We start from the raw sequence: 15,283 nt of genomic DNA on the forward strand, positions 1-15,283 counted from the left end.
TCACAGAGGGAAAATCCCTATTATCGTTTGACTGGCTGTTGGGCGACGCTTCTTACTGCGTCGGCAAAGGCAGCGGCTGCTGCGGTGCATGCCGATTGGCTTCCTGTAAGGAGCGCTCCCCCGAAGTTTGTTTCCGTGGGCGGGCCAAAAAACTGCACCATCTGTACATCTGCTGCCTTGAGGGCGGCATCTATCCCGTACATGGCCTCAAGCGGCGGAGCGATCAGATAGGCGAGCGGCTCCCCTTCCCTGATGCCGGCGAGCCCAGACAAGTAGCTGCCCGTCCGCGACACGACATGTGCGTAATACGCATGCGTCCCCTCTTCATTCAACGAATAAAAGCATGCTCCGCTTTCCATGAAGGCAACGGCTGCATCGATACCACTCTGCACCTCCGATGGCGTCGCTCCTCCGATCATCCCGATGAACTCGCCGGACAACGGACCGGAAGCATGCCCGGAGCCTGCATAAAACGACTTGGCGTAAATCACTTCCACAGCTGCCTTTTTTGTCGCTTCATCGATGGCCGTATAGCCCACATCGTCAATGGTGGATGTCAGCATCCCCACACTGCGGATATGGGAAGGCAGGTTCAGCTTTTCCGCAAATTGCCGATCGACGTTGGGAATCAATCGGATCGCAAGCGGCGTCGCTCGAATTGGTTTTTCCATGCGTGTCACACTCCTTTCAGACAACTTCCCTTTTCAAAGCGCAAAAAAAGGTGCCTAAACACGAAAGAACAAGACTCGTGTTCAAGGGCACCTTTGCCTTTTGTCTATTCACTTGTTTTGGGTAAGATTCGCGCCAATTGAGGCGATCTTCTTCCTGCTTCTAATGTATGACAAGGCAAGGAAAAATGCAAGCGTTTTCGGTGTTTAGTCACTTTTCCAGATTCTATTAGACATGCGATCCTTCCGGTACATGCGAGCGAATGAGATCCATGAAAATTTCCAACGCTCTCGTCTGGAACTCGTTCGATTTCGTCACCAGCGAAAAATCACGCGTCACGGGCGTGCCCACTACTTTCAAGGTACAGAGCGTACCCAACTGGCGCTCTTTGCGAATCGCCCAATAGGACAACAGACTGATCCCGAGCCCCGCTTCTACCGATTCCTTAATCACCTGTGTGCTGCCAAACTCCATTCGCTTCTGCGGCTGGAAGTGGAGCTGACGAAACATTTTTTCCGCCGCCTCCCGCGTCCCGGAGCCTTCCTCCCGCACAATCCACGTCTCCTGCAACAGTTCGCTGACCGCAACCTTCTCCTTGCCCGCCAGCGGATGCCTGGGGGAGGCGATCACGTACATGCGATCGTCGGCAAACGGCTCGACGCACATTTTTTCGTTCACGTACTCTCCCTCCACAATCCCCACATCCAGTTGCCTGGTCGCCACCAGATCGGCAATGACCGTGGAATTGTGGATCGTAATCGTCGGCGTAATGCGGGGATAGTCCTTGCGCAGCCGCGCGATTACGTGAGGCAGCACATACTCTCCATACGTGTAGCTGGCGCCAATCGTCAAATACCCGCTCGGCGAATTCATCAAGTCGTCGACCAGGTTCTGCATGCGCGTGTACAGCCCCAAAATTTCCCGGGCGTGATGATAGACGATTTCTCCCGCCTTGGTCAACCTGACGTATTTGTTGCTGCGCTCCAGCAGCTTCGTCCCGATTGTTCGCTCCAGCGAGAGAATGTACTGGCTGACGGCAGGCTGCGTCATGTGCAGTTCCTCGGCGGCCCGCGAAAAATTTTGCCTGTCTGCGACCGTAACAAATACACGCAGTTGCTGATCCATCCGCTACCCCCTCCTGATCTCCTGCCTACTATACACATTAACTTATTATCATTATTGTAATGATTTATTTTCCTTATTGTAAGCATTGCTTTATGCTTTGGTTGTCAAAATCTGATCGAGGAGTGATCGCAATGGCTCCTCCGCTGCATGAAAGCGTGCCATTGAACGACAGTAAACAAAAAAAGACGCCTGTCCCTTCCTCCCTGTGGCTCGGCGGCATCGCCTTCACCTTTGCCATCGCGCTACTGGGTTACGGCCTGGCTTGCCTTCCCGCCTTTGACCGGGTCGGACCGTTGGCCTGTGCCATTCTGATTGCCGTCGCCTATCGCCAGTTTTGGGGATACCCGGAACCGCTTCGGTCAGGGATTCAATTTTCCGCGAAACAACTGCTTCGGCTCGCCATCATTTTGTACGGACTGAAGCTGAATGTGGACATCGTTTTGCATCAAGGACTGGGGCTGCTTGTCTACGACGCAGGAGTAATCGTCTTTTCCATTGCGCTCACCATGCTCATCGCCAAATGGCTGAAAGCCGACACCTCGCTCTCGCTCCTGCTCGGTGTCGGAACGGGCGTATGTGGGGCAGCGGCCATCGCCGCCGTCTCGCCGATCATACGGGCCAAAGACGAGGATACCGCCATTGGTGTAGGCATCATCGCGCTTGTCGGCACCATTTTCGCGATTGCCTACACTGTCCTGCGCCCATTTCTGCCTGTGTCTGCCGTCGCTTACGGCATGTGGTCGGGTATCAGCCTGCATGAAATCGCCCATGTCGCACTCGCGGCCGCGCCTGCCGGGCAGGACGGCCTGGCGGTGGGCCTGTTAGCCAAATTGGGGCGCGTGCTCCTGCTGGTCCCGCTCTGTTTTCTCCTGATGTTCTGGATGAAGCGAAGCGGCAGTGTGCAAGGTGAAACGAAAATCGCGTTTCCCTGGTTTTTGCTCGGCTTCCTGGGCATGAGCCTGTTCGGAAGCTATGTGCTCGGCAAGCAACTTCCCGTCTCCGCCGCCTTCCACACAGTCGTGGCGCAATTGACCACCTTCGTGCTCACCATGGCGATGGTCGGCCTCGGACTGAACGTCAACCTGCGTGCCCTGCGCACAAAAGCGGCAAAGCCGCTGATTGCCATGTCCATTACCTCGCTCCTGTTGTCTGTACTCTCCTACCTGTTGATCTGACTGTGGAAAAGCGATCATTGCCTGGTGACGCAGCCAGGCGTTTTTTTGTGGATAAGAACAAAGCTTATCCCCATATGTTGATAACAGTGTGAACATCTACCCTGGTAGCGTCTATATGCTGAGTGATCGGTTATTAAGTACTTACATTGAATCCTTTACCTTTAAATGGACAATATGTTAAAATAAGCAAAATTTAATAAGAAAAAAATTTTTAGTGTGAATTTTTTTAAAAAATGTACCCTTCCAGGGATTAGGGGAGTGTTTTTTATGAGGCTGCAAGAGACATTGCAACAGTCGTTGCGGTCAGAAATAGAAAAGCATCAAAAGCAAAATTCCTATACGCTGCTCAAGCTCAGTGAATTGTCTGGAATTAATCAGGGACACCTTAGTGATATTATCCGAAATAACCGACCGATGACAATCGGACAACTAGACGCCTTGGCCAAAACTTTTGGAAAGCCTCCGGGGTGGCTATATGAATTGTATACAGAAGAGTGCTTCGTCAATGAAAGGGTATCGCGGCCGCGCGTGATTCCGTACCTGATCCGGTGCGCCGAAATCGGCTTGCATGATTGTATCCAACAGACGGTTTCCAGGTTGCTGGAACATCGAAAAAATGTCGATATCCTTTTTTCAGTGGCGGAACAACTGTTTGAAAGCGGAAAACACAAAGAGTCTGTGCCTTTTTATAACCTGGTAATTGAAAATGAGAAGGACTGCCACACAGACCGTTTTGCAATCAGCCAGTATCGGTTGTTTCGGGCATTACAAGGAATAGATGCCGAAGAAAACTGGAAGGCTGTTATCCGGTTTGAACCTTATCGAAACCGACTGCCAGAAAGTTACCAACTGGACGGCCTCTTGCATTTAAGAAAAGCGTGTTTCATGTTGCAGAAATGGAAAGAAGTAGAAAAGTACGCAGATGAGTTAAGAGCACTGGCTATGAGAGTGTATCAAGAGGAACTGCGGAAACGAAAAAGTGGAAAGCCCTTTGAACCGTTAAAAACGGAACGGCATTTGGTTGTGTACTATGGACAAGGTTTTCTCGCCAAAGGCGTCGCGCTGCAAATGCAGGGGCTATACGAAGAAGCGAAAAAGTATATCCAGGGCTATGCTGATCTTGACTGGTTTGAACTCCTGGATGATGTTGGGCGAAGAGAGGTTGAGAGATTCAAGCTTTGGGCAAAAGCTAATCTGTATACTTGCGATTTGCTGTTGGGACAAACCCATATCTTGGACGAGTATTTGGACTTTTTAGAAAAGAATCCGGACGAGCTGCGAGCCGGGCTTTTAACCGTCATGGAAGCGGCCTGTAAATACGACATTGACATCGATCATGTACTGGAACGGTATTCCAAAGAAATGCGTCGATTTTGTGAACATCAGGATCAAGTTAATATTACAAGATTTATCAATTTTTGTTATTATAAAGCTGAATACGAGTTAAAGAAAGGACGTATTAATCAAGCCCTCAAAGAAATACTATGTTGCTTGAATCTAGCTGACAGATTAAAGGATCATCAGGCTTTTAAAAGGTGTGCTGCATTGTTTTGGGAACTCCGACATCATGCAACAGAGCAACATGAACGAGTTTACCATAAATTATTAAGGAGGTTATCAGAATGAAGCTCAAAGCATTGTCGTTATCACTCATGCTAATTGTAGGTTTATGCATCGGCGTTGTGGCGCCCAATGAAGTCATAACTGGTAAGAAAATACCAAATGTGCAAGCGAATACACATGGAATGGAAGGATAAAAAAAGAGGCTACTACAGTGAAAAGCCAGTATCGGCAACGGTACTGGCTTTTTCTATTCCCTATTTTTTCAAAGGTGAATTTTTGGGATAGTCTTGTATAGTAGGAATGCCCTTATATTACATAAAAAGGAAGGTGTGAGTCGTTTTATCGCCGTGAAAAAAGTAGAATGGGGCAATCCTCCACCAAAAGGAATGCCCTTCACAAATAGGGAACCGCTTGCCCGCGAAGGCAAGTGTACGATCCGATTGGATAAAAACCGATATAACGAAGCTGATGTATTTAACAAGATAGAAGAATTGCGAAGACAGTTAGTAGAACTTGTTCAAGAAAAAGGTTTTGACAACGTAGAAGTGATCGAGCTGAGCCAACGCCTGGACGAATATATTGTCCAGTTCCAAAGCAGAATGAATGCGAAGTCGATCATTTGAGGTTTAGAGGGGCTGTCCACAATCCGGTTGCCGAATGTTCAGCGGCGAGAACTTGCGCGGTCCCTCACCAGTCCTTTCGGGGTAGTGCCAGCCCGCAAAGAACTTTTCCCTAAAGAAAAAACCTCCTGCCCAGAGGAGGTTTTTGCCGAAATTTATCCTTCCTGCGACAGCAGCACTTTTTCCAGCGCAGCAACCGCTTCGTTCTCATCCACGCCATCGGCAATCAGGGTAATTTCTTCCCCTTTGGCAATCGCCGAAGCCATGATTCCCATGATGCTCTTTCCGTTGACTGTCTTGTCCTTTTTGACAAGCTTGATTTCACTGGCAAAGGACGTGGCCACTTTCACAAAATTGGCTGCCGGTCTCGCATGCAAGCCGTGCGGCAGTTGGACTACAATTTTCTTCTCTACCATCCTGTTGTCCCTCCTTAGATGTCTTCTTTCAAGATTGTCTCTTTGACATACGCTTCTACCTGTGCGGATGTGCCCATCTGCAAAATCGCATCGATATGCTGTGCCATTTCCGCCCGGCTCAACTGGCTAATCTGCTTGCGTGCGGGCAAAATGCTGCTCGCACTCATGCTGAACTCGTCGAGGCCGAGTCCCAAAAGAATCGGGATGGCGACAGGATCGCCCGCCATTTCTCCGCACATGCCTACCCATTTGCCTTGGCTGTGGCCAGCTTCGATGACGTTGCGCAAAAGCCGCAGAACCGCAGGGTGGTACGGCTGATACAGGTAGGCTACCCGCTCGTTCATGCGATCCGCTGCCATTGTATATTGAATCAGGTCATTGGTTCCGATGCTGAAAAAGTCCACTTCCTGGGCGAATACATCTGCCATCATGGCAGCAGCAGGGATCTCAATCATGATACCCACTTCGATGCGCTCGGATACAGCGACTCCGCTGTTTTGCAAGCCCTTCTTCTCTTCTTCCAGGATCGCTTTCGCCTCAAGGAACTCCTCCAGCGTCGCGATCATCGGAAACATGATTTTCAGATTGCCGTGCGCGCTCGCCCGAAGCAAGGCACGCAACTGCGTGCGGAACAGCTCCTGTCTGTCGAGACACAGCCGGATCGCGCGATAGCCAAGGAACGGGTTCATTTCCTCCGGCATGTCCAGATAGGAGAGATGCTTGTCGCCGCCGATGTCCAGCGTGCGGATGACAACAGGCTTTTCGCCCATGCTCTCAAGCACCTGTTTGTAGGCCAGGTACTGCTCTTCTTCTGTCGGGAAGTCATCTCTTCCCATATATAAAAATTCGGTGCGGAAAAGGCCGACCCCTTCTGCGCCATTGGCGAGCGCCCCTGCCACATCGGCCGGGCTTCCGATATTGGCCGCCAGTTCTACGTGATGCTGATCCGCCGTGATGGTTGGAACGTGAACCAGCTTTTCCAGCTCGGCTTTTTGCTCGGCGTACTCCGCCTGTTTTTTTGTATAGAACGCAATCTCTTCCTCGCTCGGGTCGAGAATGACCACACCCTCATGCCCGTCCAAAATAACGAGTGTAGACGGCGTAACCGCACTCGTGATCGTCTGCGTCCCGACCACAGCCGGAATCTCCAGAGAACGCGCCATGATCGCAGAGTGCGAGGTGCGTCCGCCAATGTCGGTCACGAAGCCTTTTACATAGCGGCGATCAAGCTGCGCGGTGTCCGAAGGAGTCAAATCCTCCGCCACGATGATGACTTCCTCTGTCAAAGAGCCAGGTTGAAAAAAGTTCACTCCAAGCAAATACGCCAGGACACGTTTCGTCACGTCGCGAATATCGGCCGCCCGCTCGCGCATGTAATCGTTGTCCATCTGTTCGAACAAGCTGATAAACATCTGCGCTACATCGTTTAGAGCGCTTTCCGCGTTCGTCTTTTCCTCTGTAATCTTGCCTTTTACGGTATCGACAAGCTCAGGGTCCTCCAAGACCATCAGGTGGGCTCTGAAAATGTCGGCCTGCTCCGCCCCCATCTCTTTTTCCACGCGCAGTACAATTTGCTGCAGGTCTGCCTTCGCCCGTTCCAGCGCTTCCTCAAAACGAAGCACCTCACTGGCTGCATCCTCTACCGCTACCGTCTTGATTTCCATCTCAGGAGCGGTCAGCAAAAACGCCTTGCCGATGGCTACCCCTGCGGAAGCTTTTACCCCTACGATTTTTTGGGACATTCCCTGCACCGACCTTTCCTTACTTGATACTTGTCCACTCTTGCATCAGCCGTGCTTGCCTGCGCACCACTTCCTCCAGCGGATGATCTGCCGGAATGCCCGTGCTGTTGCGCAACACATATTCCCACCCGAATTGTTTCAAGTCTGACTGGATGCGCACCGCTTCCTCGTCCTCTGGCGAGTCAAACAACAGCGCTGCGGCAATCGCCAGCCCCAAATGCTCGGGATTGATTCCTCTCTCCATGCATTCCACAGCCGGGCCCACCAGTCGATCGTGGCGGGACAGCTTGCGAAGCGGCGAACGCCCTACCCGAACGACATCGTCCGAAAGCAACGGGTTTGCGAAGCGCGCCAAAATTTTCTCGATATACTGTGCATGCGAATGCTCGTCAAAGCCGTACTTGGCTACCAGCAGAGCCCCTGTCTCTTGCAAGGCACCGCGCACAGCCTTGGCCACCTTCTCGTTTTGCATGGCCTCATCAATCGTTTTCATTCCCAACTGATAGCCAAGGTAAGCAATCACGGCATGGCCGGTATTGACAGTAAACAGCTTTCTCTCGATATACGGAGCCAAATCGTCCACATAGGTGACGCCTTCAATCTGCGGGACGTCTCCAACCATTTGCGAACGATCCACAGCCCACTCGAAAAACGGCTCTACCGTAACCAGCAGCTTGTCTTCGTGCTGCTGGATCGGCACTATGCGGTCTACTGCTGCATTCGGAAACCCGATCAGCTTGGCCGCTTCCGCCCGCAGTTCTTCCGAAAGCCGGGCAAAGACGTGCTCTTTCAGCTTGGCGCTTCCGCCAATCATGTTTTCGCAGGCGATTACATTGAGTGGACGCGGATTGTCTGCCAATCGCTTCGCAATGCCTGCCGCAATCGCTCCCGATATCGGTCCAAGCACGTTTGGCCCGACAGCCGTAGTCACCAGATCAGCGGTAGCAATGGCCGAAGCGACAGCTTCAACATCTTGCCCATGAATCGCACGTACTCCTTCTACGACCGACTGGGGATTTCCTGCTGTTGCCAATTGGACGTGATACATTTTTCGCTCGTTCAACTCGTCGACCAGTGCTGTGTTCACATCGACAAACACAACCTCGTAGCCTGCCTGACTCAACAGTTGGCCGATAAAGCCCCGCCCGATATTGCCTGCTCCGAAATGGACTGCCAGCATGCGCGATTACACCTCCTCGGTGAACATCGCCAGGATTTCTTCTGCTGTGGCAGCCTGGACGATCCGCTTCACGTTTTCTTCCTCCGCGCAAAGGATCGCGATATTGGACAGAACCTCCAGATGCTCGTCGCCTACTGCCGCAATTCCGACCAGAAGATAGGCCGTATTCCCTTCGCCAAAATCGACGCCATCCGGCACCTGCACAACCGAGATTCCCGTTGAGCGGATCTCTGCCTTCGCTTCGTTCGTGCCATGCGGGATCGCTACGCCGCTGCCAATGTAGGTGGTCGCCAGTTCCTCGCGCTCCAGCATTTTTTCCACGTATTGAGCGGTCACGTGTCCGGCTTGAACCAGCAGCTCGCCTGCCAGTCTGATTGCTTCTTCCTTGTTCGCTGCCTTTGCATTCAGTTTGATTTTCTCTGTGGTCAGTATGTTTTTCATTTTGTGCTCTCCCATCCTGTCTTTTGCTGGCAAAAGGCATATAGCCTGCCTGCTATATAATCAGCAATATGCTGTGGTTCTCCAGTCTTCAACAAGTTCTGCATGTCTTCCTCGATCAATAGTGAGCTGACCTCGCTGAGCACCTCCAGCCCTTCCTTGGGCACTTCCTTTGGCCCCAGCAGAAGCAGCAGCAAATCAACCTGCATTTCCTCTTCGTCCATTGAGCAAAGCGACACGGGCTGCTCCAGACGGTGAAACGTAAACGACGCTTTCTTCACCGCCTCGTTTCTGCCGTGGAACAGTGCCATCGACGTGCCGGGTATCCCCAGCCCGCCAAGCTTTTCGCGAGCGATCAATTGCTCGACGACAGCTTCCGTCCCCAGGACGGTTTCCTTTTTTTCCAACTCTGTGCAAATGTCCCGCAAAAGAGCCGGTATATCGCGCTGGCTGTTACTGATATGCTGTCCCCATAAACCATCGAGAATTTGATTGGCGTAAGTGGCATAGAGCTGCATCGCCTTCAGCCGTTCCTGCGACTGTCTGCCAGGCAGCATGAGTTTGCTTTCCTTTTTCGCCGCCCCCACCTGAATGGGACGGTTGTGCAGATGAAACTTGATTTTTTGAATGTCGTCCTGCGGCAACAGCGGGCTGACGACAACGTATTCTGCCGGGTCGAGCGCCAGCGGCAGGGTGGAAATAATCAGATCGTAGTCGCTCTGCGGCACGTTGCCCAGATCGAACATGGACAAATTCCGCAAGCTGACGATCTCGGGTATTTCTTTTTTAATGCGCATCGCCAAAATTTTCGAGGAGCCAATACCGCTGGAGCAGACGACCAAGGCCCGATAGCGCTGATGCTCCATCTGCCCCCTCTCCAGCGCTGCCCCCAAATGCATGACCAGATAGCCAACCTCTTCCTCCGGCACTTGCAGTTCCGGCAGGAGGACAGCTACCGCCTCCTTCGCTACCGTAAACAGCTCCGGGTAGTTTTGCTTGATCTGGCCGAGAATCGGATTGTGGATCTCCATCTGGCGCCTGAGCCTGTACAGCGCCGGCTCCAGATGCGTCAGCAGGCCGTGATACAAGGACGTATCCTCCCGCAGTGAAAGCCCGAGACGCTCTTCACACAGGGCAATGAACCGTGCCGTCAAGGCAGCCAGTTCGGTATTCTCCATCCAGACGGCGTCCTCGGGGGAATGCCGCAGCTTTGCTCCGCGCAAATGCATCGTAATATAGCCGATTTCATCAGGCGGAATCTCCATTTGAAAAATGTGCTGCAGTCGCTCCATGATGTTTTCCGCCACGATGTATTCAGGGGTGCCGGCCAGTTCGCCGAACGTATGCTCATCAAAGCGAATTTTTTCCCCTTTTTCAATCCGCTCCATCGCCAGTGCCAAATGCGCGACCAGGCCGATATAGGCGCTGTCCGCGAGCGGATACGGCAGCTCGGCTTCGAGATGGCTCAGGGCATTTTCCACCTTCATCAGCTTTTCCCGGTCAATCAGCGACAAAAGCCGCCGGGAAATCGAATCCATGTCCCGCGTTGTCTTGTTTTGAATGTTTTCCTTGATAATGCCGATCAGCTCATGGTCATCGAGATACTCGGCCATCAAGCGACTGATCGCTCTTCTTTTGGAGGCTTCATTTCCCTGCAGCTCGACCCCGTATCCCCGCTTTCGCAAGAGGGTCAGGTCGTAGCGGCCGAGCATTTCCTCCAGATCATCCAGATCGTGGCTGATCGTAGCGGTCGTCACCTTCAGATCAATCGCCAGTGAAATCAGCTTGACTGGCTCAGTGGCTGCCAGCAGGGAGCAGAGGATGATCGCCTTGCGTTCCTCAGCGGTAAACTCCGTCGTCGTCTGGTGCAAGACAGACATTTTCAGCGCGAGCTTCTGCTCGGCTGTCCCCGCAACCTCCACCCCGGCCCCCGTCTTGCGCACCAGCTCCAGGCCGCTTTCGGCAAACAGCGGGGCGAGGGCGTCCAGTTCCCTGTGAACCGTTCGGGTACTCACGCCGATTCGCTCGGCAATCTGCGCTACAGTAATGCCCTTTTCCTCTTGCAATAAAATTTCCATGATTGATCGCTGCCGTGAGGATACATGCATGCCCTTGCTCCCTCCTTAACGCCAAAGAGGGAAAACGCTAGCTTTCACTAGCGTTGCTCCCTTTTTATCCCAGCCGTTTGACCAACTTGTCATACTCCGGACTATTCAAGAAGTTATCAATGGAAATATGCTCGGCAGACGGTGCTTTTGCCCGCGCTCTTTCTGTCAGCGACTTGTGCGTAATGACGATGTCGGCATCATCAGGAATGTCGTTGATCGCAGTGTTGATAACCGTGATCTCGCCAAGTCCGGCATCCTTGAACTTTTTGCGCAGGGATGCAGCCCCCATTGCGCTGGAGCCCATGCCAGCGTCGCAAGAAAAGACTACTTTTTTCACATTCGCAGCAATCACTGCTTTCGCTGCTGCTACTTCATCTGCTCCTGCTACCGGCTGCTTTTTGCCTTTCAGCTCCTGCATTTTCTCCGTTGCTTTGTCCAACTCATCCTCATCGGACTTACTGCTCATTTTCAGCAAGGCAGCCGCGATGACGAAGGAAACGACTGTCGCTGCAACAACCCCTGCCAACACTGGCAGCAAACCGCCCCGCGGAGCCATTGCACTGAGAGCGAAAATGCTACCTGGCGATGGCGGTGCCACCAACCCTGCTCCGAGCAGCGTGAAGGTGAAGACCCCTGCCATACCGCCGCCGATTACTGCCAAAACAAGGCGCGGATTCATCAAAATGTACGGGAAGTAAATCTCATGAATACCGCCGAAGAAGTGAATGATAACCGCACCTGGCGCCGACTGCTTGGCGTTGCCGCGCCCTGCCAGCCAGTATGCCAGTAGGATTCCCAAACCTGGCCCCGGGTTTGTCTCCAGCAGGAAAAAGATAGATTGCCCTGTCCTCGCCGACTCTTCCAGTCCAATCGGGCTGAAAATACCATGGTTAATCGCGTTGTTCAAGAACAGCATCTTCGCCGGCTCGACCAAAATGCTGGCAAGCGGCAACAATCCTGCATCGACGATAACCTGTACACCGGACGCGAGCGCCTTGCTCAGCCCGGTTACGACCGGACCAATCGCCAGGAAAGCAAGCAGCGTGAGCAGACCGCCGATAATTCCTGCCGAAAAGTTGTTAACCAACATTTCAAAACCGGAACGAACCTTGCCTTCGAACAGTTGGTCCACTTTTTTGATGACCCAACCGCCCAGAGGACCCATAATCATGGCCCCTAAAAACATCGGGATGTCTGATCCGACTACGACCCCCATTGTTGCGACAGCACCTACGACACCACCGCGCACATCGTGAATCATTTTTCCGCCCGTGTATCCGATCAGAAGCGGCAACAGATACGTAATCATCGGGCCGACCAGCTTGGCCAGATTCTCGTTAGGCAGCCAGCCTGTCGGGATAAACAGCGCCGTAATCAATCCCCAGGCGATAAACGCACCGATATTCGGCATTACCATTGCACTGAGAAACCGCCCAAACTTTTGTACCGAGACTCGCAAACTGCCGGAAGCTTGATTCTTTGTCGCCAAGTTCTCCATACTGGACCCTCCTTTACCCTCTCTATAAATTGTTGACAAGATTAAATTAATAATGTGCACACCTCAAATATAAAGCGTTTACATAAGCGTCACAACAAAATCAAAGCGCGAATTTGTCGTTCTCATTGTTGCCAAAACTTAATAACCGGCACACATAAAAAAGACTCCAGCCCCCAAAGCCGAAGTCTCTTCTCCTTAAAAATCTTCTCTTTCCACCTTCATTACTTTTCCCGTTTCCGCATTGACCTCTACTTCGTACACCTGGTTCTGGTCGGTCAAAATGATGAACTCGTACACAAGCACGCCGTTTTCCGTGTCCAGCTCCGCGTGCAGCACGCGGCCTTGCACTTGCTGCAGGGCGATTTGCCTTGCCTGCTCCTGCGTAATACGCATCGGCTCTACTGCTGCTGCCTGGGTGTTTACTGCGTGAATCGGCGCAGGTATTGCCGCTCCGAGTGCCACTGCCAGCGCGACTGCTGCGGTCCAGGGGATTGGGGTTTTCATGGATGGGCTTCCTCCTTTGATGTATCGCATAACAAATCATTCAGTAGTCTGACCAATCTGCTCGGTTACATGCAAGTGAAAGCCTCTGTTCATCACTCTAAGCTTTACAAAGTGATACTCGTTCACTCCACAAGAAGGATTGGCTTGTCCAGCTTTGGATTTTCAAAGCCAGGCATTTGCACTTCTGCAAACATAACAATAGAAGTTGAATAGTTATCTTGAAGTTATCCGAACTCGTATTAAGCACGATTTTGATGATTTTGTGAAAGGATTCATACTAGAGTTGATTTTTCCTATTTTTTACCATAAAATTTTTCAGATGAAAATATTAACAATTTAATACTCATTTGTATTTATCTTGAAAGGAGGAATGACTCAGTAAATAGATTTGCATCTTGTAAAAAGTGAATTTTCGGGTTAAGCATGCAAGTTTTGTTTGCAACAAACTAAAAAGGAGTGTCTTGCGTTGAAATCCTTTACCAAAAAAATTATCAGTTCTATTTTAGCAGTAACTGTTTTATTTACCAGCATTTCACCTTCTTTATCAAATGCTTCGGAAAAGATTTCTAAAAACAGGGAGGAGAAAATTGAAGCAAGAGCTGTTCCTCTTGTGTTTGTAATTCTTGCTGAAGCAGCCGCTCTATATTATGGAGGCAAGAAAATCACCGATAAAGTAAGGGAATCTACTATAGAAAATGCGATTGCAGAACATTTTGATCTTTACTTTTATGGAAAATATAGAGACCTAATGACATGGAAGGTGGGTACTGGAAAAGAAGTAGTCTTAGAATGTGGAGACGATGATGAGTATGGTTTAGAACATATATTGGCAAGACATGTTCCTAAATACTTTCATGTTTGGCTAGATGATGGGACCAATAGTTACTTTGATGTAGGAACCGATGTTGAAGATATTGTAAACGAATTAGATTATGTAATTAAAAAATATCACTAGCGTTGCATTAATCTTTTCCCATCATTCAAAATACACATAATCTTTGGTATTTGGTTGTCTAGGGAACAAAAAAATCCTTTACACTGGAAAGGTCAGGTAGTTCCTGTCCAAATCCAACGCAAAGGATAGCTCATGGACAAGAATACCCTATTTTCTTCATTTGGTAAATGGGTTGCACCCATCAATATTATGAAACTTCAACAACGAATTGACGAAACGGATCAAGACAAGTACGTGAAGAAGCTGACGACAAAAGCGTATCTTCTCCTATTTTTACATGCCCAACTTCAGCAACGCGAAGGGCTTCGAGCCATTGCTGACGATGTTCTATCAAAGAAATTTCAGCAAGAATTAGGACTGTCATCGATCAGCCCCGCACAGCTTAGTCGAAAAAACAATCGGGTAGAACCTGCTTTGCTTGAAGAAGTTTTTGTCGACCTTGTCCAGCAAATTCAACGCGTTTCTGGAAAAGCCTGCTCTCTTCGAAAACACATAAAGATCATTGATTCCACTACAATTGGATTATGTTTGCAAAAGTATAAGTGGGCAACCTTTCGCGAAACAAAGGCAGGAATCAAAATTCATCTTCGTCTCGTTTTCGCAAGCCAGGAGGATGTCTATCCTGAAAAGATTTCCCTAACTTGTGCCAAATCCAATGACCGCACCCAAATGGAGTCGCTGATTGATGAGATCGGAGCCATGTACGTCTTTGATCGAGGGTACGTGGATTATGAAAAGTTCGATGAGTATACCGATCAGGGCATCTTTTTTGCTTCACGTCTCAAGGATAACGCGGAAACTCGTCATTTGTATACTTTCAAAGTACCACCAGAAAGCTCCGTTTTATCCGACTCCATGATCCTTCTTGGAACGCCACAAAAACGGGTGGATAATGTGTTACGACTGATTGAAACGCATGATTCGAAAGGAAATCGTATTCGAATCATCACCAATAGGTTCGACTTAGAAGCAGAAGAATTGAGCGACATCTACCGTTGGCGCTGGCAAATAGAACTGTTTTTCAAATGGATGAAACAACACGCAAAGATCAAGACGTTCTATGGAACAAGTGAAAATGCGGTCTGGAATCAAGTTTTTCTCGCTCTCATTGCTTACTGCTTGTTGCTTCTTGTAAAGCTGGAAAGAAACAGTCAGCACAGTCTGCTGCAAATCAGTAGATGGCTCAAAGTGTTTCTCTGGCAGACCTTTGAACAATGGATAGGCAGAATGGATTACCAATCCAAACGAACATCCAGAGGGCGACAGAAAAGGAAGTAAGTGTTGTTTGTT

General features: G+C 50.3%; 15 protein-coding genes. 6 read left to right on the forward strand and 9 right to left on the reverse strand.

Features of this window, described 5'->3' with window-relative positions; genetic code table 11:
- Positions 1–20 precede the first annotated feature (20 nt).
- Positions 21–671: an ethanolamine utilization microcompartment protein EutL gene (eutL, locus tag AAFJ72_RS20530; protein WP_432775506.1), complete on the reverse strand. Its 651-nt coding sequence runs from the start codon at positions 669–671 to the stop codon at positions 21–23.
- A 226-nt stretch (positions 672–897) separates the two neighbouring features.
- Positions 898–1,794 (reverse strand): LysR family transcriptional regulator, encoded by an 897-nt coding sequence (locus AAFJ72_RS20535; RefSeq protein ID WP_432775507.1) that lies wholly within the window; start codon positions 1,792–1,794, stop codon positions 898–900.
- A 131-nt stretch (positions 1,795–1,925) separates the two neighbouring features.
- Between AAFJ72_RS20535 and AAFJ72_RS20540 the strand changes: the two genes are divergently transcribed.
- From AAFJ72_RS20540 to AAFJ72_RS20555, 4 genes are all read left to right on the forward strand, one after another.
- Entirely contained in the window at positions 1,926–2,969 is a 1,044-nt protein-coding gene (locus AAFJ72_RS20540) for a YeiH family protein (RefSeq protein ID WP_432775508.1), read from the forward strand.
- A gap of 267 nt (positions 2,970–3,236) precedes the next feature.
- A complete protein-coding gene (locus tag AAFJ72_RS20545; RefSeq protein ID WP_432775509.1) occupies positions 3,237–4,595 on the forward strand; it encodes a helix-turn-helix domain-containing protein in 1,359 nt (452 codons plus the stop codon).
- A complete protein-coding gene (locus AAFJ72_RS20550; RefSeq protein ID WP_281274241.1) occupies positions 4,592–4,726 on the forward strand; it encodes a hypothetical protein in 135 nt (44 codons plus the stop codon). Before AAFJ72_RS20545 ends, AAFJ72_RS20550 begins: the two co-directional genes overlap by 4 nt.
- 135 nt (positions 4,727–4,861) lie before the next feature.
- Positions 4,862–5,155 carry an aspartyl-phosphate phosphatase Spo0E family protein gene (locus tag AAFJ72_RS20555; RefSeq protein ID WP_246005821.1) on the forward strand — a complete coding sequence of 98 codons (294 nt, stop codon included), beginning with the start codon at positions 4,862–4,864 and terminating at the stop codon, positions 5,153–5,155.
- A gap of 152 nt (positions 5,156–5,307) precedes the next feature.
- Here the strand turns inward: AAFJ72_RS20555 and AAFJ72_RS20560 are convergent, their stop codons facing one another.
- From AAFJ72_RS20560 to AAFJ72_RS20590, 7 genes are all read right to left on the reverse strand, one after another.
- Positions 5,308–5,568 (reverse strand): HPr family phosphocarrier protein, encoded by a 261-nt coding sequence (locus AAFJ72_RS20560; RefSeq protein WP_122905534.1) that lies wholly within the window; start codon positions 5,566–5,568, stop codon positions 5,308–5,310.
- A gap of 14 nt (positions 5,569–5,582) precedes the next feature.
- Positions 5,583–7,310 (reverse strand): phosphoenolpyruvate--protein phosphotransferase, encoded by a 1,728-nt coding sequence (ptsP, locus tag AAFJ72_RS20565; protein ID WP_122905572.1) that lies wholly within the window; start codon positions 7,308–7,310, stop codon positions 5,583–5,585.
- Positions 7,311–7,329: 19 nt separating this feature from the next.
- Positions 7,330–8,490 carry a mannitol-1-phosphate 5-dehydrogenase gene (locus AAFJ72_RS20570; RefSeq protein WP_432775511.1) on the reverse strand — a complete coding sequence of 387 codons (1,161 nt, stop codon included), beginning with the start codon at positions 8,488–8,490 and terminating at the stop codon, positions 7,330–7,332.
- Positions 8,491–8,496: 6 nt separating this feature from the next.
- Positions 8,497–8,931 carry a PTS sugar transporter subunit IIA gene (locus AAFJ72_RS20575; RefSeq protein WP_122905536.1) on the reverse strand — a complete coding sequence of 145 codons (435 nt, stop codon included), beginning with the start codon at positions 8,929–8,931 and terminating at the stop codon, positions 8,497–8,499.
- Positions 8,928–11,036 (reverse strand): BglG family transcription antiterminator, encoded by a 2,109-nt coding sequence (locus AAFJ72_RS20580; protein ID WP_432775512.1) that lies wholly within the window; start codon positions 11,034–11,036, stop codon positions 8,928–8,930. The genes AAFJ72_RS20575 and AAFJ72_RS20580 overlap by 4 nt, the downstream gene beginning before the upstream one ends.
- Positions 11,037–11,100: 64 nt before the next feature.
- Entirely contained in the window at positions 11,101–12,534 is a 1,434-nt protein-coding gene (locus tag AAFJ72_RS20585) for a PTS mannitol transporter subunit IICB (RefSeq protein WP_122905538.1), read from the reverse strand.
- Between the two features lie 195 nt (positions 12,535–12,729).
- Entirely contained in the window at positions 12,730–13,038 is a 309-nt protein-coding gene (locus tag AAFJ72_RS20590; protein WP_122905539.1) for a PepSY domain-containing protein, read from the reverse strand.
- Between the two features lie 466 nt (positions 13,039–13,504).
- Between AAFJ72_RS20590 and AAFJ72_RS20595 the strand changes: the two genes are divergently transcribed.
- Together AAFJ72_RS20595 and AAFJ72_RS20600 are read left to right on the forward strand one after the other, a co-directional pair.
- The gene (locus AAFJ72_RS20595) at positions 13,505–13,993 is read left to right on the forward strand and encodes a hypothetical protein (RefSeq protein ID WP_432775514.1); all 489 of its coding nucleotides are present in this window, start codon (positions 13,505–13,507) and stop codon (positions 13,991–13,993) included.
- Positions 13,994–14,125: 132 nt separating this feature from the next.
- Complete coding sequence (locus AAFJ72_RS20600; protein ID WP_025845287.1) at positions 14,126–15,271, forward strand: IS4 family transposase; 1,146 nt, start codon at positions 14,126–14,128, stop codon at positions 15,269–15,271.
- Positions 15,272–15,283: the final 12 nt, after the last annotated feature.

The organism is Brevibacillus gelatini (assembly GCF_050920745.1).
GTDB classification, from domain to species: domain Bacteria; phylum Bacillota; class Bacilli; order Brevibacillales; family Brevibacillaceae; genus Brevibacillus; species Brevibacillus gelatini.